General features: G+C 68.0%; 26 protein-coding genes. 8 read left to right on the forward strand and 18 right to left on the reverse strand.

Annotation, left to right across the window (positions count from 1 at the left end):
* From C7401_RS08820 to C7401_RS08860, 9 genes are all read right to left on the reverse strand, one after another.
* Nucleotides 1-303, reverse strand: coding sequence for a DUF6587 family protein (locus tag C7401_RS08820; RefSeq protein WP_112170988.1), 303 nt, complete (start codon nt 301-303; stop codon nt 1-3).
* Nucleotides 300-2,162 carry a ferrous iron transporter B gene (feoB, locus tag C7401_RS08825; protein WP_112170989.1) on the reverse strand — a complete coding sequence of 621 codons (1,863 nt, stop codon included), beginning with the start codon at nt 2,160-2,162 and terminating at the stop codon, nt 300-302. The genes C7401_RS08820 and feoB overlap by 4 nt, the downstream gene beginning before the upstream one ends.
* The gene (locus C7401_RS08830; protein ID WP_112170990.1) at nt 2,159-2,416 is read right to left on the reverse strand and encodes a FeoA family protein; all 258 of its coding nucleotides are present in this window, start codon (nt 2,414-2,416) and stop codon (nt 2,159-2,161) included. Before C7401_RS08830 ends, feoB begins: the two co-directional genes overlap by 4 nt.
* Nucleotides 2,417-2,745: 329 nt before the next feature.
* Nucleotides 2,746-4,209: an indoleacetamide hydrolase gene (iaaH, locus tag C7401_RS08835; RefSeq protein ID WP_112170991.1), complete on the reverse strand. Its 1,464-nt coding sequence runs from the start codon at nt 4,207-4,209 to the stop codon at nt 2,746-2,748.
* A 54-nt stretch (nt 4,210-4,263) separates the two neighbouring features.
* On the reverse strand, nt 4,264-5,184 hold the full coding sequence (locus tag C7401_RS08840; protein ID WP_112170992.1) for a ferritin-like domain-containing protein: 921 nt from the start codon (nt 5,182-5,184) through the stop codon (nt 4,264-4,266).
* Between the two features lie 64 nt (nt 5,185-5,248).
* Nucleotides 5,249-5,464, reverse strand: a complete 216-nt coding sequence (locus C7401_RS08845) for a transcriptional regulator (RefSeq protein WP_112170993.1) — start codon at nt 5,462-5,464, stop codon at nt 5,249-5,251.
* Between the two features lie 269 nt (nt 5,465-5,733).
* Nucleotides 5,734-6,405 carry an NADPH-dependent FMN reductase gene (locus C7401_RS08850; protein ID WP_258396941.1) on the reverse strand — a complete coding sequence of 224 codons (672 nt, stop codon included), beginning with the start codon at nt 6,403-6,405 and terminating at the stop codon, nt 5,734-5,736.
* Nucleotides 6,406-6,795: 390 nt separating this feature from the next.
* On the reverse strand, nt 6,796-7,182 hold the full coding sequence (locus C7401_RS08855) for a hypothetical protein (RefSeq protein WP_112170995.1): 387 nt from the start codon (nt 7,180-7,182) through the stop codon (nt 6,796-6,798).
* A 228-nt stretch (nt 7,183-7,410) separates the two neighbouring features.
* Nucleotides 7,411-8,745, reverse strand: coding sequence for a cyanate transporter (locus tag C7401_RS08860; protein WP_112171123.1), 1,335 nt, complete (start codon nt 8,743-8,745; stop codon nt 7,411-7,413).
* A 153-nt stretch (nt 8,746-8,898) separates the two neighbouring features.
* On the opposite strand from C7401_RS08860, the gene C7401_RS08865 reads away from it, so the two are divergent.
* Entirely contained in the window at nt 8,899-9,624 is a 726-nt protein-coding gene (locus tag C7401_RS08865; protein WP_112170996.1) for a GntR family transcriptional regulator, read from the forward strand.
* Between the two features lie 9 nt (nt 9,625-9,633).
* On the opposite strand, the gene C7401_RS08870 is transcribed toward C7401_RS08865, so the two are convergent.
* Together C7401_RS08870 and C7401_RS08875 are read right to left on the reverse strand one after the other, a co-directional pair.
* Entirely contained in the window at nt 9,634-9,846 is a 213-nt protein-coding gene (locus C7401_RS08870) for a hypothetical protein (protein WP_112170997.1), read from the reverse strand.
* Nucleotides 9,847-9,934: 88 nt separating this feature from the next.
* Nucleotides 9,935-10,570 carry a glutathione binding-like protein gene (locus tag C7401_RS08875; protein ID WP_112170998.1) on the reverse strand — a complete coding sequence of 212 codons (636 nt, stop codon included), beginning with the start codon at nt 10,568-10,570 and terminating at the stop codon, nt 9,935-9,937.
* Nucleotides 10,571-10,641: 71 nt separating this feature from the next.
* Here C7401_RS08875 and C7401_RS08880 point away from each other — a divergent pair, with 71 nt between their 5' ends.
* From C7401_RS08880 to C7401_RS46075, 4 genes are all read left to right on the forward strand, one after another.
* On the forward strand, nt 10,642-11,310 hold the full coding sequence (locus C7401_RS08880) for a TetR/AcrR family transcriptional regulator (protein ID WP_112170999.1): 669 nt from the start codon (nt 10,642-10,644) through the stop codon (nt 11,308-11,310).
* Between the two features lie 115 nt (nt 11,311-11,425).
* Nucleotides 11,426-11,620 (forward strand): DUF1653 domain-containing protein, encoded by a 195-nt coding sequence (locus tag C7401_RS08885; RefSeq protein WP_112171000.1) that lies wholly within the window; start codon nt 11,426-11,428, stop codon nt 11,618-11,620.
* A 45-nt stretch (nt 11,621-11,665) separates the two neighbouring features.
* Nucleotides 11,666-11,860 carry a YqaE/Pmp3 family membrane protein gene (locus C7401_RS08890; RefSeq protein ID WP_112171124.1) on the forward strand — a complete coding sequence of 65 codons (195 nt, stop codon included), beginning with the start codon at nt 11,666-11,668 and terminating at the stop codon, nt 11,858-11,860.
* Between the two features lie 471 nt (nt 11,861-12,331).
* Entirely contained in the window at nt 12,332-12,484 is a 153-nt protein-coding gene (locus C7401_RS46075) for a hypothetical protein (RefSeq protein ID WP_181565528.1), read from the forward strand.
* A gap of 87 nt (nt 12,485-12,571) precedes the next feature.
* Here the strand turns inward: C7401_RS46075 and C7401_RS08895 are convergent, their stop codons facing one another.
* Nucleotides 12,572-12,838 carry a DUF4148 domain-containing protein gene (locus C7401_RS08895; RefSeq protein ID WP_112171001.1) on the reverse strand — a complete coding sequence of 89 codons (267 nt, stop codon included), beginning with the start codon at nt 12,836-12,838 and terminating at the stop codon, nt 12,572-12,574.
* 391 nt (nt 12,839-13,229) lie between these two features.
* Between C7401_RS08895 and C7401_RS08900 the strand changes: the two genes are divergently transcribed.
* On the forward strand, nt 13,230-13,520 hold the full coding sequence (locus tag C7401_RS08900) for a DUF4148 domain-containing protein (RefSeq protein ID WP_112171002.1): 291 nt from the start codon (nt 13,230-13,232) through the stop codon (nt 13,518-13,520).
* A 55-nt stretch (nt 13,521-13,575) separates the two neighbouring features.
* On the opposite strand, the gene C7401_RS08905 is transcribed toward C7401_RS08900, so the two are convergent.
* The 3 genes from C7401_RS08905 to C7401_RS08915 all read right to left on the reverse strand — a co-directional run bounded on the left by C7401_RS08905 (nt 13,576) and on the right by C7401_RS08915 (nt 17,049).
* Complete coding sequence (locus tag C7401_RS08905) at nt 13,576-13,896, reverse strand: 2Fe-2S iron-sulfur cluster-binding protein (RefSeq protein WP_112171003.1); 321 nt, start codon at nt 13,894-13,896, stop codon at nt 13,576-13,578.
* Nucleotides 13,893-15,023 carry a VIT1/CCC1 transporter family protein gene (locus C7401_RS08910; protein WP_112171125.1) on the reverse strand — a complete coding sequence of 377 codons (1,131 nt, stop codon included), beginning with the start codon at nt 15,021-15,023 and terminating at the stop codon, nt 13,893-13,895. Before C7401_RS08910 ends, C7401_RS08905 begins: the two co-directional genes overlap by 4 nt.
* A 61-nt stretch (nt 15,024-15,084) precedes the next feature.
* Complete coding sequence (locus C7401_RS08915; RefSeq protein WP_112171004.1) at nt 15,085-17,049, reverse strand: sigma-54-dependent Fis family transcriptional regulator; 1,965 nt, start codon at nt 17,047-17,049, stop codon at nt 15,085-15,087.
* A gap of 347 nt (nt 17,050-17,396) precedes the next feature.
* Here C7401_RS08915 and C7401_RS08920 point away from each other — a divergent pair, with 347 nt between their 5' ends.
* On the forward strand, nt 17,397-17,618 hold the full coding sequence (locus C7401_RS08920; RefSeq protein WP_112171005.1) for a DUF2964 family protein: 222 nt from the start codon (nt 17,397-17,399) through the stop codon (nt 17,616-17,618).
* A gap of 332 nt (nt 17,619-17,950) precedes the next feature.
* Nucleotides 17,951-18,244 carry a DUF1488 family protein gene (locus C7401_RS08925; protein WP_112171006.1) on the forward strand — a complete coding sequence of 98 codons (294 nt, stop codon included), beginning with the start codon at nt 17,951-17,953 and terminating at the stop codon, nt 18,242-18,244.
* A 98-nt stretch (nt 18,245-18,342) separates the two neighbouring features.
* Here the strand turns inward: C7401_RS08925 and C7401_RS08930 are convergent, their stop codons facing one another.
* From C7401_RS08930 to C7401_RS08940, 3 genes are all read right to left on the reverse strand, one after another.
* Nucleotides 18,343-18,876: a cytochrome b gene (locus C7401_RS08930; protein WP_112171007.1), complete on the reverse strand. Its 534-nt coding sequence runs from the start codon at nt 18,874-18,876 to the stop codon at nt 18,343-18,345.
* A 247-nt stretch (nt 18,877-19,123) separates the two neighbouring features.
* The gene (locus C7401_RS08935; protein ID WP_112171008.1) at nt 19,124-20,425 is read right to left on the reverse strand and encodes an NCS2 family permease; all 1,302 of its coding nucleotides are present in this window, start codon (nt 20,423-20,425) and stop codon (nt 19,124-19,126) included.
* 334 nt (nt 20,426-20,759) lie between these two features.
* Nucleotides 20,760-21,029 carry a DUF4148 domain-containing protein gene (locus C7401_RS08940; RefSeq protein ID WP_112171009.1) on the reverse strand — a complete coding sequence of 90 codons (270 nt, stop codon included), beginning with the start codon at nt 21,027-21,029 and terminating at the stop codon, nt 20,760-20,762.

Genomic DNA, 21,029 nt, shown 5'->3' on the forward strand with positions numbered 1-21,029 from the left:
TTACTTGCGTCGCGGATGAAACGTGACGGGTTGCGCGCCGGAAGCTTCGTCGGAGGTCGGCGACGGTCCGCAGGTTCCGCACGTGCCACAACCGTCGCCGCAATCGCCGGTCGCGCCTTTGGGCTGCACGAAGCGTCCGAGCCGCTGCGCGAGCGCGCCGCGTTGCGGGCGCAGCAGCGCGGCGGCGAGCGCGGCCTGCGCGCGCGTGGCCGTTTTGGGCGCGAGCTTGCGTGCCGTGTAGAGTAGGCTCGCGGCAACGAGCAGCGCGATTACCGCATATTGCGCAACGAGTCCGGCGCTCATACGAAGTGCCTCGCGATCTGATAGGTGACGAAGGACGCCGCGTAAGCCACGACGAACATGTAGCCGAACGAGACCACGACCGCGCGCCACGAGCGCGTTTCGCGGCGGATCACGGCGAGCGTGGACATGCATTGCGGCGCGAACGCGAACCACACCATCAGCGAGAGTGCGCTCGCCAGCGAGAAGTTATGCGCGAGCGTCTGGCCCAGCGTGACGATATCGCCGTCGCCGCCGGCCACCGCGTAGACGGTGGCGAGCGCGGCCACCGCCGTTTCGCGCGCGGCGAACGCGGGGATCAGCGAAAGGCTCATCTGCCAGTTGAAGCCGAGCGGCGCGAACGGCCATTGCAGCGCACGGCCCAGATAGCCGGCGATCGAGTAGTCGATGGCGGGCAGCGTCGCGCCTTCGGGCGGCGAGGGGAACGTGGAGATGAACCACATCAGCACCGTGAGCGCGAGGATGATGCCCGTGAGGCGTTTGAGGAAGATCGCGCCGCGCTCCCACAGGCCGATGGCGACGTCGCGTGCGCGCGGCAGCCGGTATGAGGGCAGTTCCATGAGCAGGGCGTGCTCGCGGCGGTCGCGGCGCAGTTTCTTCATGACCCAGCCCACCATCATCGCGCCCGCGATGCCCGCCGCATAGAGCGCGAACAGCACGAGCCCTTGCAGGTTGAACACGCCGAAGATCAGGCGGTGCGGAATGAACGCGCCGATCAGCAGCGCATAAACCGGCAACCGCGCCGAGCAGGTCATGAGCGGCGCGACGAGAATTGTGGCGAGCCGGTCGCGCGGGTCGGAGATGCTGCGCGTGCCCATCACGCCGGGAATCGCGCACGCGAAGCTGGAGAGCAGCGGAATGAACGAGCGCCCCGTGAGGCCCACGGCCACCATCATGCGGTCGAGCAGAAAGGCCGCGCGCGGCAGATAGCCCGACTCCTCCAGCACGAGGATGAAGAAGAACAGCACCAGAATTTCGGGCAAAAAGCCCAGCACCGTGCCCACGCCGCCGAACAGCGCGTCGGTCACGAGGCTGCGCAGCGGCCCGTCGGGCAGCGCCGCGCCCGCCAGCGCGCCGAGCCAGGAGAAGCCGTCGCCGATGGCGTCGGTGAGCGGCTTGCCGAGCGAGTACACCGCCTGGAACACGAGAAACATCACGAACGCGAGAATCAGCGGGCCGAGCACGGGATGCAGCGCGAAGCGATCGATGGCGTCGTCGCGCACGTCGGTGGCGCGCGGCATCGTCACCGCGCCCGCGAGGATTTCGCGCACGGTGGCGTGCAGATCGTCGCCGGCGGCAGCGGGCGTGGCGGGCGTGGCGGCCGTGTGCGGCGCTGGCGCGCCCGTGCGGTCGATCAGTTCGATCAGCGCCTGCGCGCCGTTGCGCCGCACGGCCACGGTTTCGACCACGGGCATGCCGAGCCGCCGCGCGAGTTCGGCCACGTTCACTTCGATGCCGCGGCGCTTCGCGGCGTCCATCATGTTGAGCGCGAGCACGATCGGGCGGCCCATGCGCTGCACTTCGAGCACGAAGCGCAGGTGCAGGCGCAGATTCGTCGCGTCGGCCACGCAGACGATCAGGTCCGGCGCGGCTTCGCCCGGATAGCGGCCGAGCAGCACGTCATGCGTGACGCGTTCGTCGGGGCTCGTCGATGCGAGACTGTAGGCGCCCGGCAGATCGAGCAGTTGCACCTTGCGGCCCGAGGGCGTGGCGAAACGGCCTTCCTTGCGCTCGACGGTCACGCCCGCATAGTTGGCCACCTTCTGGCGCGCGCCGGTCAGCAGATTGAAGAGGGCAGTCTTGCCGCAATTGGGATTGCCGACGAGTGCAACGCGCAGCGGTGTAACGGGGGCCTGGCTCATCGGGCGGACTCCTCGCTTGCGGGCAGCGTCACGCTCACGCGCTGCGCTTCCGCGCGGCGCAGGGCGAAGCGGGTCGAGCCGATCTGCACGAGCAGCGGGTCGGCGCCCCAGGGGGCGCGCGCCACCACGCGCACGGGCTCGCCGGGCACGAAGCCGAGATCGCGCAGGCGCTGCGCGATCGGGTCGGGCGCATGGATATCCTCGACGCGCTCCACGAGGGCGGTCGCTCCTTTGGACAGATCGGTCAGACGCATGGGGACTTGCCTGCTTACAACAAATGAGAACTGTTCTCATTGTAGCGGCAGCACGGCGCGTGTGGCGACAAATGCGCCATCGGCGAGATGGCGCGGGGCGCAAAGCGGCCGTCCATGCGGGGATGCGGTCGCAAGTGCGCGCATTTGTCGCGGAGAAGCCTGTGATGCAAACGTCGCTCGATCCAGGCGCTACGGAAACATGCGGCACGATCGGCCGGTCTCGAAAGTCCTGTTGATAAGTAATGCGTATCAATAGGTGTCGAGCCGGTCGACCATTCGGAGCGTATTTGAGCGGCCGCGCGTCGAGGCGCTCACGTTGCGCAACCGGCTCAGATCGTCGGCCCCGGCAAGCTGCCGAGGATTTGCTCGAAGGCCAGTCCGATGGCGAGCAGCCTGCGGTCGCTGCCAAGCGGCCCGTCGAGTTCGAGCCCGACGGGCAGGCGCGCGGCGGTGAGGCCCGCGGGCAGCGCGAGGCCCGGAATACCGGCGTTGCTGGCCGGGTCGGTGTTGCGCAGGTAGGCCTCCATCTCGTCGATCGGCGACCCGCCGTCGATCGAGACGCGCGACGACCCGTTCAACTCGTCGAGCGGCGCGGCGGCGAGCCGCGTGGTGGGAAAGAGCAGCGCGTCGAGCCCGTTTGCCGAGAAGGTTTGCGCGTAGAGCTGCTGAAGGCGCGGGCGCCACACCGTCATCGCGCTCTGGTAGTCGCCGCCGCGCGCGTCGGCGAGCACGGCGTCGTAGGCCGCGCGCACGTCGGGGCTTGCGATGCGCGCCGCGACCTCGGCCACGCTGCGCGCGGGCGCGTGGTTCGCAGCGAGCCACGCCGCGAGGTCATCGATCGGCTCATGCAGCGCGATTGCGTAGCTCACCCGGTCGTTGAGCGCGAGCAGCTCGCCCATCTCGACGGGCACGATGCAGACACCGGCCGCTTCGAGCTTCGCGAGCGCCTCGCGCGCCACGTCTTCGAGCGCGGTTTCGAGCCCTTCCCAAAGCGGCGCGGGCAGGCCGATGCGCAGGTTGGTCACGGCCGCCTGCGCGAGCGGCCCGTGTCCCGTGATCACCGCGTCGAGCATCGCCACGTCCGCGACGGTGCGCGCCATCGGGCCGACGGTGTCGCGCGTATGGCTGATCGGCACGACGGCCAGCGGGTCGTGATAGCGGCGCTGCGTGGCGCCGTCGCCCACGCTCGGGCGCAAGCCGACGATGCCGCACAGCGCGGCGGGAATGCGCGTGGAGCCGCCCGTGTCGGTGCCGAGTCCCGCGGGCGCGATGCGCGCGGCGATGGCCGCCGCCGTGCCGCCCGAGGAGCCGCCGGGAATGCGCTCGGGGTCGTACGGGTTGCGCACCGGGCCCGCGTGCGGCGCGAGATTCGTGCTCGTGATGCCGAACGCGAGTTCGTGCATGTTGGCCTTGCCGAGCAGGATCGCGCCGGCGTCGACGAGCCGCTGCACCGAAGGCGCATGGCGCGCGGGCAGGAAGCCTTCGAGCGCGGGCGTGCCCGCCGAGGTTTGCAGCGCGCGCGTATTGATGTTGTCCTTCACGACCACGGGCAGGCCCGCGAGCGGCAGATGCGCGCGCTCGTTGGGCCCGAGCGCGTCGATGCGCTGCGCGGCCGCGAGCGCGCCTTCCACGTCGAGCACGGTGAGCGCGTTGAGATTCGCGAGCGCCTGGGCGCGGGCGATCAGCGTGGCGACATAGTCGGCGGCCTTGAGCTGCCCCGAGCGGATCGCCTCGACAGCCTGGCTTGCGCTCAGTTCGAGTTGCCGGTCGACAGTCCATGCGGTCAAGCTCATGCAAACGTCCTCCTGGTGCGTCCGCCCGGTCGTGAAAATCGTACGGAGAGCGGACTATTTCTTGATGAAGCGTAGCGCGAAGCGCGCGAGCGCGGGCACCAGCGTTGGGCGCAGCAGGCGCGGATCGTAGCCGCTCATGCGCTCGTCGTTTTCCTTCAGGCACAGCTCGATCATCTCGTGCGGCTTGAGCGCGTCGCCCAGCACCTCGCGGTTCGCGGGCAGGAAGTTCGAGTCGTGCGCGACGCCGTTGGCGTCGATGCCGCGCGCGATCGCAAGGCGCTCCCACACCAGCATGAACCAGATGCCGGCCACGCGCACCGAGTGCCACGGCCTGCGCCACCACGGCATGGTCTTGCGATACCAGGCCACCCAGTTCACGAAGAAGAGGATGTGGCGCGCCTCTTCCTGGATCACGGGCTCGAAGGTTTCGACGAGGTCCGCCGGAAAGAAGCCCGAGCGCTGTGCCGAGCGAAAGAGGCCGAACGCGAAGAAGCTGTCGATGCACTCGCTGTAGCCCGTGAACATCCACGCCCACTCGGCCTTTTTGGGCGGCGGGTATGCGGGTTCAGGCGCAAGTTCGATGCCGTAGGCGCGCACGAGGTGCGAGAGCACGACCTTGTGGCGCGCTTCCTCGGCGGCGTCCATTTCGATCGCTTCGCGCAGCAGCGGATGGTTCACGGTTTGCGCGTAGGTCTGCACGCGGATCGACGCGCGGCCTTCGGTCTGCACCGCGATGTCCCAGATCGGCAGGGACGTGAGACGCCTGAGCGCGTCGGGTTCGAGCCTCGGCCAGTCGAGCACGGCGGGGCGGTAGGGATCGTGGGTGTCGAGCAGCATCCGGCAGAACATCCTGCGGTGTTCATCCGATCCGATCGTGATGGGCCCTGCCGTGTCGTGAGTCCAGCGCCGCAGCGCTGCGTCCTGGTCAGAGACGAAGGCCGCGCCTTCGTCCGGATGCGTCAGGGTTTCGGACATGGAGCATCAAAATGAAGGAGGGTATGACTCCTATTCTGTCACATTCGTAAGGAAGCAGGCGGCGTCACGCGCAGCGGCGCTGGTCGTCGATCCACATGCGTGCCCATCGGCACGCGTAGGCGAGTGCATGTCTTTCATCGAAAAAGTAGTCGAGGGCGTCGAACGAATGCTGGGCGCCCGGCTGTGTGCCGATGATGAGATTGGCTGCGAACAGCCCGTTGGGGAGCTGCTGCGCGCTGGGGGCTACGACGTAGCCTTTGTAGCGTAATGGTGTGTGCATGGCCGCGCTTCCTGCTGCATTCCGACGTCTCCGGCCGCCTCTCGACGATGGGCGTCGAGGCGAACTCCGGATGCGGCTCCAATGTGGACTGGCGCACGGCGGGCGTCTGTGGGATGGCGCACGCGGTGCGCGCCGTGCAACGCCTGCAATGTGGGTTAGGGAACGTTCGCGCCCGCGCGCGGGCGGCAGCGCGCATGCGGGGTGGGGTGGCGGCCTGCCGGGTTTCCGGCGAGTACGCGGTGCGCCGGTACTGACCGGCGCAGCGAGGATCAGACCGCGAGGCTCAGGCGCTTTTCGCTGCGCGGCGCGTTGGCCGCATGCGCGCCGTGCCCGGTGTTCGCAAGCGGCGCCGCATGCTGGCCGCCGAACGCGAGCGCGAATTGCGCCGCCTGCCGGCCCACTGTGGCGAGCTGCTCGGCGACCTTGGCGTCGGAGCACTGATGCGCGCTCTCGAAGCGCGTTTCGAGCGTGTTGATGCCCGCGCCGAACGGCGTGGGCCAGCCGCGCAAGGCATGCACGATCGAGCGCAGCGAGGTCAGCACCGAACCTGCGGCCTGCCAGCCGTAGGCCGTGACGATGCAGCCCACGGCACGGCCGTCCAGATACGGGCGATCGTCGGCGCGGAGTTCTTCGAGCGTATCTAGCGCGTTCTTCACGAGGCCGGAAACGCCGCCGTGATAGCCGGGCGTTGCGATGATCATGGCGTCGGCGGCGCGCACGGCTTCGATCAGTTCGAGCTGTGCGTCGGTGCGCGTGGGATCTTCGGGGGCGTAGTGCGGCAGCGTGTGCAGGAACGTGCCGCCGAACAGCTGCGTGCGTGCGCCCGCTTCTTCGGCGCCGCGCAGCGCGAAACTGAGCGCGCGTTCGGTCGACGAGGCGGCGCGCGTGGTGCCGCCGATGCCGACCACGAGCGGGCGGCGTTGCGAGTCGGAAATGCTCAAGAGGTGCTCCCGGAATTGCGGTGGAACGCGCCTCGCGCGTCCTCGATAAACGAAGCCTGGAACCGCCATCTTAGAGAGCGCGCCGCGCGCCGCGAAACGACTTTTTGTTCTAACCATATACCGGGGACGCCTTGTTACGTGGCGCGGCGCGGGCCGATATGCATATGCGTAACCATTGGTTGGCCCCCCGACGGGCCGTGGCTAAGATGAACCTGTCTCCTCCATGACATCTCCTTGACATGGGATTCGGCCCCGCACACTCCGGTGACGGGGCTATTTTTTTTCCGGAGACGGGAAGCGCAGGCGAGGCGGCGAAGGGCGCCGCTCGAACTGGCTTGTGTGCGACTTGGGCGTGGCTTGCGTGTGCCTTGCGTGTGGCCCGAGCGGCGCTTACTGGGCGCGCAGCGGCGTTTGCGTGCGCTTGAGCGGCGCGCGGTAGCTCACCGTGAGGATATTGCCGTCCGGGCCGATTTGCGGCGGGATGGCGGGTGTGCGGTCGTTGCCGGGCGCCGTGCGCACCGGCGCGCCGGGCGTGACCGGCAGCGTGGGCGCGGGCGCGCGCATGGCGGGTTCGGCGATCTTGCGCGGTGTGAGCCGGTCGGCGGACGCGAGCTTGTGCTTCGTGCCGCGATGCGGCTGCGCCTTCTTTGCGGTGGTGTTCGCGTGGGCGCCCGGACTGCGGGCCTCGGGCGGATTCCAGATCTCGATGTAGTGTTCCCCGGCGAGCGCGGTGGACGCGAGGACGCACAGCAAGGTCCCCGTGATGAAGAATCGCACGTCGTGTTCTCCGTTTCGATGTACAGGCCCGGACCGCGCCATGCTGCGGGGCGCGAGGCCGGCTGGCACGCCTGAACGGCGGCGTAGCCCGGTGCGGCGACCGGGCGGCACGGATGGCCGGCTGCACGCACTGTACATTCATACAGGCGCTTATGCAAACGTTTCACGACCTGCGGCGGGTGATCTGTTGCGCGGGCGCGCCGCCCAGGGTTGCCCTACGTCGGGCCCTTATGCATCGAGCGCGACGCGGCCTTCCACGGCCTTCGCGTGCGGGCCCGGGCCGTGTGCGCCAAGCCAGCGCCCGTAGCTGCGCGGCGAGAACGCGAGCGTGAGCGCGATCATCGCGCTGATCGAGACGGCGAGCATGACCCACGCGCCGGTGAAGCCGCCGGTGAGGTCGCGCACGCGCCCGGCCACGATGGGCGCGATCGCAGCGATCACGAAGCCCAGCCCCTGCACAAAGGCGACAAGGCGCGCGGCCACGCGATGGTCCGCCGAATGGTCGAGCGCCGTGACGAGCGAGACCGAAAACGTGCCGCCAAGTCCCGCGCCCGCCGCCGCGACCCACAGGAGCGGCGCGGCTTCGGGCCAGGCGGCGAGACCGACCACGCCCGCGAGCTGCGCGCAAAGACCCAGCACGAGCCACGGCCGCCGGTCGGTGAACGCCGCCGCCGCGAGCGGCAGGAGCAGGGCGGCGGCGGCCTGGAACACGGTCATCGCGGCGAGCAGCGAGCCGCTTGCCGCGACGCTCGCGCCGTGCTGCTGGTAGTAGGCGGGTAGCCACGCAACAAGGCTCGTATAGCCGCCGTTGACGAGTCCGAAATGCAAGCCGAGCGTCCACGCCCGGCGCTTGCGCCAGACCGGCACGGCTGGGCGCTGGCTGGCGGGTGCGTTCGGCGCGGTCGGTAAGGCGGCTTCTGCCGGCGTGGCGCGCCGCGCGCCGTTGAATCCCCCGTTCAAGGCGCCCCACACCGCGAGCGCGCCGAGCGCGGGCAACGCCCACACGGCGAGCCCCGCATGCCACGAGCCGCCGATGCGCGCGACCCACGGGCTCAGGCTCGCGCCAAGGCCGCCGCCGCCCATGATCGATGCCGAGAACAGTCCCATCGCGAGCGGCACGCGCGCGGCGAAGCGTTGCTTCATGACTGCGGGCAGCAGCGCCTGGATGGCCGCGACGCCTGCGCCCGCCGCGGTGGCCGTGAGCATGAGCGCGCCGCCGCTCGTAGCGAACAGGCGGGCCGCGCAGGCAACGGCGATTGCAGCAAGGCCGAGCGCCACGCCGCGCGTCTCGCCAAGGCGGCGCACGAGCATGCCAGTGCCGAACGCGCCGAGACCCATCGCGACGACGGGCAGGCTGGTGAGGAGCGATGCGCCATAGAAGCTGAGGCCGGTGGCGTCGCGAATGGTCGTCATGAGCGGGCTGATCGACGTGAGCAGCGGCCGCAGATTCAGGCCGATCGCGACGATGGCCGCGTACCACGCGAGCTCGCCGGCCGTCTCGCTGGCGGGGTTCGGAGGGCGGGGAGTCGAGGTATTGGGGCTCAATTCGGTCAACCTTTTCATGCTCGTATGGTTGACCATTATACAAAATAATTGTCAACAATCTGGCTAATGCCGCTATGGCGGACATGAGGGGCCGGGTATGTGCGCGCCTTTATTTCGTCTCGCCGGGCGGCTCGCTACAATGCGAGCCTGACCCAGCTAGCGCGCCTTCTCATGGCTCAATCCTCCCGTCTCGCCCCGCCTCGCGACACCGACGAACCGTCCGACGTCGAAGCGCATGTCTATGCATCGATTTCCACCGCGCTGCTGGAGGGCAAGCTCGCGCCGGGCCAGCAGCTCGTCGAGCGCGAACTGGCGGCGGCGTTCGGCTGCACGCGCGGTGCGCTGCGCAAGGTGCTGGCGCGGCTAGGCTTCGAGGGCAAGCTCGTGCTAGAGCCCAATCGCGGCGCGTTCGTGCCGTCGCCCTCGGAGGACGACATACGCGCGGTGTATCGCGCGCGCCAGGTGGCGGAGGCGGGGGTGATGGTGAGCCTGTGCGGCGCGCTCGACGCCACGATGCGGCGCAAGTTCGCGGCTCACGTGCGCAGCGAGAAGAAGGCGTTGCGCGAAGGACGCGTGGACGAGGCGGTGCGCCTCGCGGGACGGTTCCATTTGCTGCTCACCGAGCAGGCGGGCGGCGCCGCGCTCGTGGAGGCGCTCGCGCAACTGGTTGCGAAAACGGAGCTCTACAAGGCGTTGTTCGATCCGTCGAAGGCTTCGATGTGCGCGCCTGACGAGCACGCGCAGATCATCGATGCACTGGAGGCGGGCGACCTGCCGGCGGCGCTCGCCACGATGCGCGCGCATCTCGCCGAACTGGAGGAGCGGGTGGTGCGGCAGGCGCGCGCTCGCGCGGGCCGCGATCTCAAGGCGGTGTTCGCGGATCTCGCGAACGGCTGAACCGGGGCTTTAGCTTCGCTCGACGCGCCGGCGCAATTCCTTCGAGGCCGCGAGCGGAATGCGCGCGTCGTCCCACGTGGCGAGCCATTCTATTTCTTTCGACGCGAACACCTGGCCGTGATTGCGCAGCGCGTACTGCAACGAATCGATGACGTGATTGCGGATGATTTCGGGCGTTTGCGGGTCGTCGAGGACGATGCGCAAGGCTTCGAGCGTGGCCATTGCGTGGCTCCGGCGAATGTGGCGATCATGCGGTTATCGCACGACAAAAAAGCGCCTGCCACGCGAGCAAAAATACGAGCCAAGCGGATCAGTGCGGCGTGCGCCTGAAGATTTCGTATTCGTCGGCAATGGCCCTTGCGACCGCGGGCCGCTCGCGCACGCGCTGCGCATAGGTGGCGAGCGTCGGCCATTGCGAGACATCGATGCCCACATACGGCGCCCAGTTCAGCACGGTCACGAGATACGCGTCCGCCACGCTGTACGCGTCGAGCAGATACGCGTGCCTTTCGAGGTGCCGCGCGAGCAGATCGAAGCGGCGCGCGACCTTGGCGCGTGCGTACGCTTTGACGGCCTCGTCGGTTTCCTTGCCGAGCAGCGGCACGAACACCGCCTTGTGCAACTCGGTGCCGATGAAGCCGAGCCATTGGTGCAGGCGCGCGCGCTCGCGCGTGCCGGGCGGCGGCGCGAGATGCGCCTCGGGAAAGCGGTCGGCCACATACGGCAGCACGGCGGTGTTTTCCGTGAGCGTCCATCCATCGCCCTCGCGCAGCACGGGGACCTGGCCGAGCGCGTTCACCGCGAAGAAGTCGCCGCCGTCGGCCAACTGCTTCGTGAGCGTATCGACCTGGATGTAGCGAGCCTTTGCGTTCGCCTCGTAGAGCGCGATGCGCGTGGCGAGCGAGCACGCCAGCGGCGCGAAATAAAGATCGAGCGAGCCATCCATTGTCATCCTCCGTGTCCGGGTTTTCTGATTTTTGTACTATAGTGAACAAAAATCAGCGTTCCAATATTTCTATGCAATCCAGTACAAAAAAGGATAGCCGCCCGCGTGGGCGCCCGCGCGCCTACGATCCGCAAGAGGCGCTGGCCCGCGCGCGCGACACGTTCTGGCGCAACGGTTATACGGGCACGTCGCTCGACGACCTGAGCGAGGCGACCGGCATGAACCGGCCAAGCCTGTATGGCGCGTTCGGCGACAAGCACGCGCTGTATCTGCAAACCGTGGAGCGTTACGTGGAGGCGGGGCGCAACGCGATGGACGCCGCGCTCGACGGCGCGCTGCCGCTGCGCGACGCGTTGCTGCGCGTGTTCGACGGCGCGCTCGGCTGGTATCTGCCGCCCGGCGACACGGCGCGCGGCTGCCTGCTCATCGGCACGGCGGCGGTGGAGGCCGTGAACGACGAGGCCGTGCGGGAGCGTCTCGCCACGGGGCTGCGCACGTTCGACAAGGCGTTCGAGCGGCGCTTGCGCCTGGCTGTCGCGCAGGGCGAACTGCCTGCGCATGCGAACGCGGCGATGCTGGCGCGTCTGAGCTCCGCGTTGTTGCACAGCATGGCGCTGCGCGCGCGCGCCGGCGATTCGCGGGCTTCGCTGCGCGCGATGGCGGTGGCGGGCATTGCGCTGATTTGCGGCGAAGCGCCGCCTGAGACGAAACCGCGCGCGAAGCCACGGCGCGCGAAGTGAGGCACGACGCCATGTAAAACGCGCTCCACGGCTGAGCGGGTCACATCGCGCCTATCCCTTGTTACACTGACGCAGTCGCGCAAGGCATGCTTGCGCACTCGAAGAGGGGAACGCGATGGTGCGCTATCGGCACTACAAGGGTGGCATTTACGAACTGGTGTGCGAGGCGACGCTCGAGTCGGACCCCTCGGTCACGATGATTGTGTATCGCGCGGCGAACGGCACGATCTGGACCCGGCCTTCAACGGTGTTCTTCGAACTCGTGGAGCACGAAGGCGCGCTCGTGCCGCGTTTCGCGCCCGTCAACTGAATCCCTCTCCACCGTTTTTTCCACGCTTTAGAGGTCTTGCCGAAGATGCGTTTACTGATTGCGATCATCCTGCCCTGGCTGCTGTTCTTCACCATCGGGCGGCCCATTGCGGGCATCGTCTGCCTGATTCTGCAAGTCACGCTGATCGGCTGGATTCCGGCCGCGATCTGGGCCGTCTATTCGCTGAGCCAGTACAAAACCGACCGCAAAATCGAAGAGGCCATGGGCCGCCGCGGCTAAAGCGCGCGGACGTGCCGAAGTGTGTGTTTTACGGTTACAGACGTAACCCCGGCTCACAATTCAATAAGAACTTAACGCCAATTCTTCTTTCTTACATATAGAAAGGAGAGTTTGCAATGTTCAGGATCATTCTCGCGGCGGGCGCCTTCGCGCTCCTTGCCGGGTGTGCGGTCGCCCCCGGCTACGACTACGGCTATGGCGGTTATGGTCAGCCGTACTCCACCGGTTATTACGGCGGCTACGATCCCGCCTACGCGCCGGCCTATGGGGCGGTGAACATCGGCATCTGGGGCGGAGGCGGCGGCCGCGATTACCACGGCGGCGGCTGGCATGGAGGCGGAGGCGGAGGCGGCTGGCACGGCGGCCCGGGCGGACCCGGCGGTCCTGGCGGTCCTGGCGGCCACGGCGGCGGGTACGGTGGAGGTCATGGCGGCGGTCACGGCGGCCCGTGGGGCCCGCCTGGCGGCGGACATGGCGGTGGACCCGGCGGGGGCCATGGCGGCGGCGGGCATGGTGGTGGTGGCGGCGGAGGCCACGGCGGCGGAGGTCGCGGCGGCCGCTGATGTGAGCGGCCCGCTCGCGCCGCCTGGGCGGCGCGAGCCACATCACAAATTCGAAGCCTGAAAACGGATCAGGCCCGCCTCTCATACGAGGGCGGGCCTGATGCTGTGCGCGGGAACCCGGCGTCGATGCCGGGGTGAGGCGCGAAACTTACTGGCTCGACTGCGAAGTGCCGCTCGTCGACGGGCCGTAGCCCGTGGCGCCGCGCTGTGCTTCGACCTTCGCTTCGGCAGCCTGAATGTTTTCCGGGTAGTGCATCCAGTCGTTCGGATCGTAGCCGGCGGCGCGCAGTTGGGCGAGCTCGGCGCGAACCTGGGCGCGCGTCACGGGTTGTTGCTGGGTTTGAACCTGCGCGAACGAAACGGCCGGTACGGCGATGATGGCGGCCAGCACGGCTGCCTTGAGAATCGACTTCATGACATTGACCTCCGGTATCTTTTGTAAGGAGCCATCGCTTTGGCGTGGCCCATGTCGACAATTTATGTGGTTCCGGGGTCAGGGTAAATACTTAGATCGCGAATTCAGTGTTCTCTTTGCGACAACAATCGAATGAGATTCGTCTGAAGTATTGCGGCATGTACCGGGAGTGAGCCAGGACGCCACCGCGCAGTCCGGCCCTAAATCGACAATGGATTATTGCGAAATCTGTAATTCCAATTCGCTCGAATCAGCCTGTATCCGGCTGGGCCGCTTGCCTAGAATCCACTCACAGCCAGCCGTTGCGGCGAGTCGCAGCGAGCGGGCCGAGCACAAAAGGATGTGCACCGTCATTGCGCATTCAAATTGAATAATTCCGGAGGTTGTCACCATGAAGTCGCTTCTCAAGGCTGTTGCCCTTACCGTTGCTCTGGCCGCCCCGCTGGCCGCGTTCGCCCAGGCCGACCAGGGCCTGACCCGCGCGCAGGTGCGCGAGCAACTCGTCGAATTCCAGCAAACGAGCCGCAACCAGGCTGCCGGCGGCGCGCAAGTGGCTGCGCCCGTGACCCAGGGCGACAGCTCGTTCGGCGGCGTGAACAGCACGTCGTCGGCGGCCGGTGGCCGCTATGTGTCCGAAGCGGCTCGCACCGGCCCGCAATCGGTGTACTTCGGCGGCCAGTAAGCCTCTGAGGTCGTAAAACGCAGAACGGCCCGCGACGTCACAGTCGCGGGCCGTTTTACATGTCTTCCGCGTTCGGCACGTCGAGCAGGAGATCCGTGCGCGCGACGGCCACGCAGGTCAGCACATAGCCCTCGGCTTTTTCCTCGCGGCTCAATCCCGGCCATTCGATCGTAAAGCTCACTTCGCCGCTCACCACGCGGCACAGGCAGGCGCGGCAGGTGCCGTTGCGGCACATGCGCGGCAAACGGATGCCTTCGAAGGCCGCCGCTTCGAGCAAGGTCAGCTCGGGCGGCGCTTCGAAGCTGCGCCCGAGCGGCTCGACCCGAACGCGCGGCACGCGCGGCTCCCCGCTGTGTTCCTCCAAGCGCTCGCTCATGAAATCGATACTCCGAGCAGCCGCCCCGCGCCCGCCGTGAACGCGGCGGCGACAAGACCGATAACGATTTGCCGGAGCGCCGAAAACGTCGCACTGCGCCCGTTGAAGAGCGACGTGAACACGCCGACGAGTGCGAGCCCGAACGCGCTCAAGGCGACCGACTGCACGATCGCCGACACGCCGGTCGCCCACAGGAACGCCGCCGTGGGAAACGCCGCGCCGAGCGAGAACAGGCAGAACGACACCGCGGCGGCCGACCACGGATTGCCGCCCAGCTCCTTCGGGTCGATGCCGAGTTCCTCGCGCGCGAGCGTGTCGAGCGCCTCGTTCTTGTCGCGCATGATCTGCGCGGCGATGCGGCGCGCTTCCTCGGCGTCGATGCCCTTGGCCTGGTAGATGAGCGCGAGTTCGTGGCGTTCGGCGTCAGGCGTGTGTTCGAGCTCGTCGGCTTCTTTCGCGAGCTGCGTGCGCGCGAGTTCGCGCGCGTTGGTGACCGAAAGCCACTCGCCGAGCGCCATCGAACACGCGCCCGCCACGAGGCCGGCCAGCCCGGTGAGCAGGATCGTGCGATTGGCGCTGCCCGCGCCCGCCACGCCCATGATGAGGCAGAAGTTCGAGACGAGCCCGTCGTTCGCGCCGAGCACGGCCGCTCGCAGGTCGTTGCCCGAGGTCGCGCTCTTGTGCCACGACTCGGCCGCGGCGATCTGCTCGCCGCGCCGCGTGTCGGCCTCGCGCTTCTTCGCGACGATGGCCTGCACGATGGCCGCATGCTGCTGCTCCTGCGCGGAGAGCGTTTCCGCGCCGGGCTCGCGCGCGTAGCGGTCGCGGTCGGCGTATTCGGCGGCGGCGACGGTGGGCAGCACGAGCGAAGGCCCGAAGGTACGCGTGAGCGTTTGCAGCAGGCGCGTTTTCGCGCTGCGGTGGTGCGGCCGCGCCTCGACGCCGTTGGCCGCGAGCTTGTCGCGCCACACGAGCGCGTGCTCGCGCTCGGAGGCGGCGAGTTCGGCGAAGATGCGGCGGCGTTCTTCGTCCTTTTCGACGGCCGATAGCGTGTCGTAGACAGCGGCGCTGTCGAGTTCGTCGGCGAGATTGCGCCGGAAGCGTTTGATTTCCTGGGCGGAGGCCATGGCGCGCATGGGCTTGAGGCAATCCTCGAAGCTTACCCTGGCCCCGCGCCGCCAGGCGCGCTCAGCGGCGCTGGCGCAGGTGCCGGTAGACCGTGTTGCGCGCGAGACCCAGCTCGCGCGCCGCCGCCGAAACGTTGCCGCTATGGCGCGCGAGCGTGTCTTCGATGAGGCGCGATTGCCATTCGGCGAGGCGCGCCGGTTCGCGTTCCCGATCCTCGCAAGGCCCCTCCGCCGGGGCGCTTGCCGGTCGGCTCGCAGCGAGCGCGGCGTCCGGTTCGCCTGCGGGATCACAGTCGTGCATGAGGTCTTCGGGCAGATGCTCGATGTCGATGGCGTCCTCGCCCTCGGCCATGATCGCCGCCGTGCGCAGCACGCTCGCAAGCTGGCGCAGATTGCCGGGCCAGCGGCAACGCGCCAAGCATGCCTCCACGGCCGGCGTGAGGCGCGTGGGCGCGCCCGGCGCCTCGCGCCGCACGATCTCGAGCATGCGAGCGACGAGCGCGCCGAGATCGGTGCGTTCGGCCAGCGCGGGCAGCGTGACGACGAGGCCGTTGATGCGGTAGTAGAGGTCCTCGCGGAACGTGCCTTCGGCGATCATCGCGCGCAGGTCGCGGTGCGTCGCGCAGACGATGCGCAGGTCCACCGGCACCGCGCGCGTGCCGCCGAGCGGCACGACGGCGCGCTCCTGGAGCACGCGGATGAGGCGCACCTGCTGCGCGAGCGGCATGTCGCCGATCTCGTCGAGAAAGAGCGTGCCGCCATGCGCCTGCACGATCTTGCCCGCGCTGCCGCGACGCCTCGCGCCCGTGAACGCGCCATCCTCGTAGCCGAAGAGTTCGGCTTCGATCAGCGTATCGGGCAGCGCCGCGCAATTGAGCGCGACGAACGGCCCGTCACGGCGCGGCGAATCGTGATGCAGCGCCCGCGCGAGCCATTCCTTGCCGGTGCCGGTGCGGCCGAGCACGAGCACGGGAATGTCGCGGCCGCGCACGCGCGCCACACGTTGCAGGGCGCTGGCGAGGCGCGCGTCGCCGGTGTCGAGTTCGGCGAGCGTGAGCGGCGCTTGCGCATCGGCGGCGGCGCTCGCTCGTGGCGCAGCCGGAGCGGCCGGCGCGCGGGAGGCTTCGGAAGGCGTGGTGCGCGCGAGCGCCGCCGCGCCGGGCGAGGCGCGCGCGATCACCCGCACGCCGCTTGGCAGCGTGAGCGTGAGCGCCTCGCCGGGCGCGCGCATGAGCTGCTGCATGAACGCCGCAAACGGCTGGCCGAACAGCGCGGCGAACTCGCGCTGCTGGAGTTGCGCGAGCGGCGCGCCGAACTGGAACAACGCGCTGCGGTTCGCGCAGAGCAGCGTGCCGTCGGCCGCGAAGGCGGCCAATCCTTCGTACAACGTACCGATGAACTCCGCGCGCGCATGAAACTGGAGCCGGATGGCCTCGGCGAATTCGGTGCCGAACAGATGGTTCTCGATCATCTGCGCCGACATGCGCACGAGTGCCAGCGTGTGCTTGTGAAAGCCGCGCGACTCGCCGCTCACGTCGAGCGCGCCGAGCGTGCGGCCGTAGGGATCGGCGATCGGCGCGCACGAGCAGGTGAGGATGTGATTGGCGCGCAGAAAGTGCTCGCCGGCGTGCACCGTGGTCGGCTGGGCGTCCACGAGCGCCGTGCCGATCGCGTTCGTGCCGCGATGCTGCTCGGCCCACGAGACGCCCGGGCGCAGCGCCACGCGCTGCGCTTTCTCGACGAAGTCGGTGTCGCCGAGGCTGTGCAGGATCACGCCATTGCGGTCGGTGAGCAGCACCATGCTCTGCGTGTCGACGATCTGCGCGTGCAGCGCGTCCATCACGGGGCGCGCCTGATGACAGAGCGCGCGATTCGAGTCGATGAGATCGCGCAGATCCGTGGCGGCGAGCGCATCGAATTCCGGTGCCTCGGTGGCGCGCAGCCCGAGTGCGCGCGAGCGCGCGTGAGCCTGCGCGATCGAGTCCGCGCGGGCCGCGTCGTGCGGCGTGACGGTGCGTCGGGTCACTCGTGTCTCCAGTCGTTATGGGCGAACTGCGGGCCTATTACCGCCCTGCCGGGCAGCCTCGCTGCGGCGCAACACGGCGGCAACGCGTGCGTCGCCTCCGGCGCGGTTCATGGTACAGGATACGCGGAGGCTGCCAATCCGGGTTGAAGCCGGGTTGAAGCCGGGTTTGATGCAGGAACGCGCGGTTGACGATTTCCCGCACGAAGCCGCATCTGCGCCTTGAGTTTCTCCGCGCGGGTGCCAGGATGAAGATGAGGGCGCACGTGCGTCGCGCCCCCCGGCGGTGGTGGCCGGGTCCGGCTGGCGGACCCGGCCCGTGCGCCGCCCGCTCCGTTACGGAGTACGTCATGGTGCATGGCGAATTGAGGATCGTGCTGGCGGTGCTCGCCACGTTCGTTGCGCTCTTTGGCCTGGCCTATGCCATCGATGGATTGATCTTCGACGAGAACAACGTCGTGCTTTCCGGACTGGCGACCGTGGCCCTCGGGATCGTCGCGTTCGTGGTGATGCTGACCCTGCACCCCAAAGACCTCGAGGACTTCGAACAGCACCGGCATCGCGAATCCTGAAGCGCCGTCGCGGCGCGTGTGTTGCGATGCGTCATCCGGCGCGGCGCGCAGGCGCGGGGCCGGGGAGACGTCTGTTTGCGCGCGCAACCGCAAGCGCGCATGCTGCACCCGCGAAAAAGACCCCCTATCGCTATTTCACGCGTGTGACAACGTGGAACTTGCGGGCCGCAGGAAGTCGTCTAAAGTGAATCAAATCAACTGCGGCAAACGCGTTGCACGCAGCGGTTGATGTTGTTCCGCGCACGCCTTGCCGGAGCGTCCCCCCGCACCATGTCGGGGCAGACTGGACCCGTGCAGCGCGGCCTGTTCACCCTCAACCTAAGGCGGCTCCCATGCAGATCATGTTTCCGAATGAGGCGCCCGAGTACTCGGGCCGCGAACTGACGTTGGTGTTTCCGGCGTTGATCGATGGCGAGAGGGTGGAATGTACGATCACGGCGGCGGCACTCGAAGATCACTTCGGCGCCGCCTCGCCTCGCGCCGAAGACGTGCTGAACGCGTTCGACCATCATCGCGACCGCATCGAAGCCTGCGCGCGCCGCCTGCTCTCCGAAACGCGGGCGCAATGTCTCGTGCTGCGTAGCGGCTACGTGCGCTTCGTGCAGGCGCACGCCAGCGTGTCGTAAGCGTTCGAGCGCTCGCGACGCGCGGGCGCTTTCCCCTTCAATGGCAGTGCAGCGAGCCGCGCCCCTGGGCGCGGTTTTCGTTTGTGTCCGCGCCGCGCTCAGATCATGCGGCGCAGCGTGTTGTCGCGCAGCACGAGATGGTGCCCGATCGCGGCGAGCGCATGCAGCCCGATTACCCAGTAGAACAGGTTGCCAGTCAGCTCGTGCGCCTCCTTGATGAACTTGCGCGCGGCCGGGTCCGGGCCGACGAGCGTGATCTGGAGATCGATCCCCGCGAGCGTGACCGGATGGCCGCCTGTGTTGATCATCAGAATGCCGAGCAGCGGCTGGACAAAGATAAACAGATAAAGCGCGAGATGGACGAGGCGCGAGAGAAACGAGAGCAGCGGGTTCGAGTCGATGTCCGCGGGCGCGCCGCGCCAGAGTCGCCACAAGAGCCGCGGCACCGCGAGCGTGAGCACGAGCGTGCCGGCCCAGAAGTGGACGTTGCTCCAGAACACGCGGCTGTCGCTGCCCTTGGGGCCGCGCACCTCGATGGCGAGATAGGCGAGCGCGATGAGCACGAAAATGGCCCAGTGAAAGAAGATCGCGGGCTTCGTATAGCGTTCTGATGCGGCGGGATAGGTTGCCACGGGGCGACTCCTTGGTGCGGGGCGACTGGAGAGTGTTTCCTTATGATAAGGATGACGCCCGCGGCGGTGCAGATAGACGGCCGTGAAGTTTGATTTGTCGCCGTAGTCGGGACGCCGCAATGACCGCAATTACCATGAAGCGCCCGCAGACGTTATTCAGCGTGCATTAGCCGGCGCCGTATGCGAGGCGACGTCGCCCGACGGAGCGCTCGATTGGCGCTCCATCGGATCAACCCGCCTCAATCCGTCACGCGTTGCCGAGATAGAAATACCGGAACAGGAACACGGCCGCGATGATCCACACGATCAGCTTCACGTCGCGCACGCGGCCCGTGAGCAGCTTCAGGCCCGCGTACGAGATGAAGCCGAACGCCACGCCATTGGCGATCGAGTAGGTGAACGGCATGGCGAGCGCCGTGAGGGCGGCCGGCACGACTTCGGTGGCGTCGTCCCAGGGCAGGTCGGCGAGTTCGCGCAGCATCAGGCATGACACGTAGAGCAGCGCGGGCGCCGTGGCGTAGCCCGGCACCACGCCCGCGAGCGGCGCGACGAACAGGCACGCGAGGAACAGCACGGCCACGGTGAGCGCGGTCATGCCGGTGCGGCCGCCCGCCTGCACGCCCGAGGCGCTTTCGATATACGCCGTGGTCGACGAGGTGCCGAGCACCGAGCCCGCGAGAATCGCCGTGCTGTCGGCGAGCAGCGCGCGGTTCAGGCGGTGCATCTTGCCGTGCACGAGCAGCCCCGCGCGGTTGGCCACGCCCATCAGCGTGCCGGTTGCGTCGAACAGCTCCACGAGGAAGAACACGAGCACCACGTTGAGCACGCCCGTGGAGAGCGCCGCCTTGATGTCGAGTTGCGCGAACGTCGGCACGATCGAAGGCGGCGGGGAGAAGATGCCGTGGAACTGGTTGCCGCCGAAGAAGAACGACAGCACCGTGACGCCCACGATGCCGATCAGGATCGCGCCGCGCACCTTGAGCACGTCGAGCGTGACGATCGCGAAGAAGCCGATGATCGCGAGGATCGTATGCGGATCGTGCAGATTGCCAAGCTCGACGAGCGTGGCCGGGCTGCCGACCACGACGCCCGACGTCTTGAGCGAGATGATCGCGAGAAAGAGGCCGATACCCGCTGTGATCGACACCCGGATCGAATGCGGAATGCCGTTGACGATGGCTTCGCGCACGCGCAGCAGCGTGACGATGAAGAACAGGCACCCGGAGATGAACACGGCGCCGAGCGCGGCCTGCCATGTGAAGCCCATGCCCTTCACGACCGTATAGGCGAAATACGCGTTCAGGCCCATGCCGGGCGCGAGCGCGATGGGGTAGTTCGCGTACAGGCCCATGATGATTGAGGCGAGCGCCGCGACGAGGCAGGTGGCGACGAACACACTTTCCTTCGGCATGCCGGCGTCGCCGAGAATGGCCGGATTCACGAAGATGATGTAAGCCATCGTGAGGAAAGTGGTGAAACCGGCGAGCAGTTCGGTGCGCAGGTTGGTGCCTGCTTCTTCGAAACCGAAATAGCGTGAGATGGCGTCCATGAAGATCGGGCCCTTGAGAGTCGAGCGGGTTGTTCGTTGCTTGTTTGTGTGGTTCTTGTGTGCAGCCGGCGTTGGCAGGCCCGCGACGCGGCGTGCGCGCATGCCGTAGCGTGTGGCTACGGGCGCGATTGTAAACAATTGTCCGACCAGCGCAGAAATGCCGTCATGAACGTGGAACGGGTACAACAGCGCGCGCTGCGGCGACAAGCGGGAGACGAGCGCACTGGGCGCGCTCGTGGCGGGAAACAATGCGCACAACTGCAAACACGCGCCGGGCGTTGCGATTCCCGGCGTCGCGGGTTACAGCCGTGCAGCGATCAAGCGATCACCGGGATTACTGGGTCGTTTGACCGGCGGGAGCCAGCGTTCCGGCGTGCTGCGCACGCCGCTGCGCCACGATGGCGCCCGCGCGCTGGGCGTTTTCGGGGTAGTCGATCCAGTCGAGCGGGTCATAGCCGGCCTGACGCCATTCGACCAGATCCGCACGGACCTGGGCTCGAGTCAGAGGCTGCGAGGGATCGTACGGTTGGGCCAGCGCCGCAGCCGACGCGAAACAGCATGCCCCGGCAAGCATGCCGAGCGCTACACGCGGAAGGGGGGTCAT

This window comes from Paraburkholderia unamae, assembly GCF_003268775.1.
In the GTDB taxonomy this organism is placed as follows: Bacteria; Pseudomonadota; Gammaproteobacteria; order Burkholderiales; family Burkholderiaceae; genus Paraburkholderia; species Paraburkholderia unamae.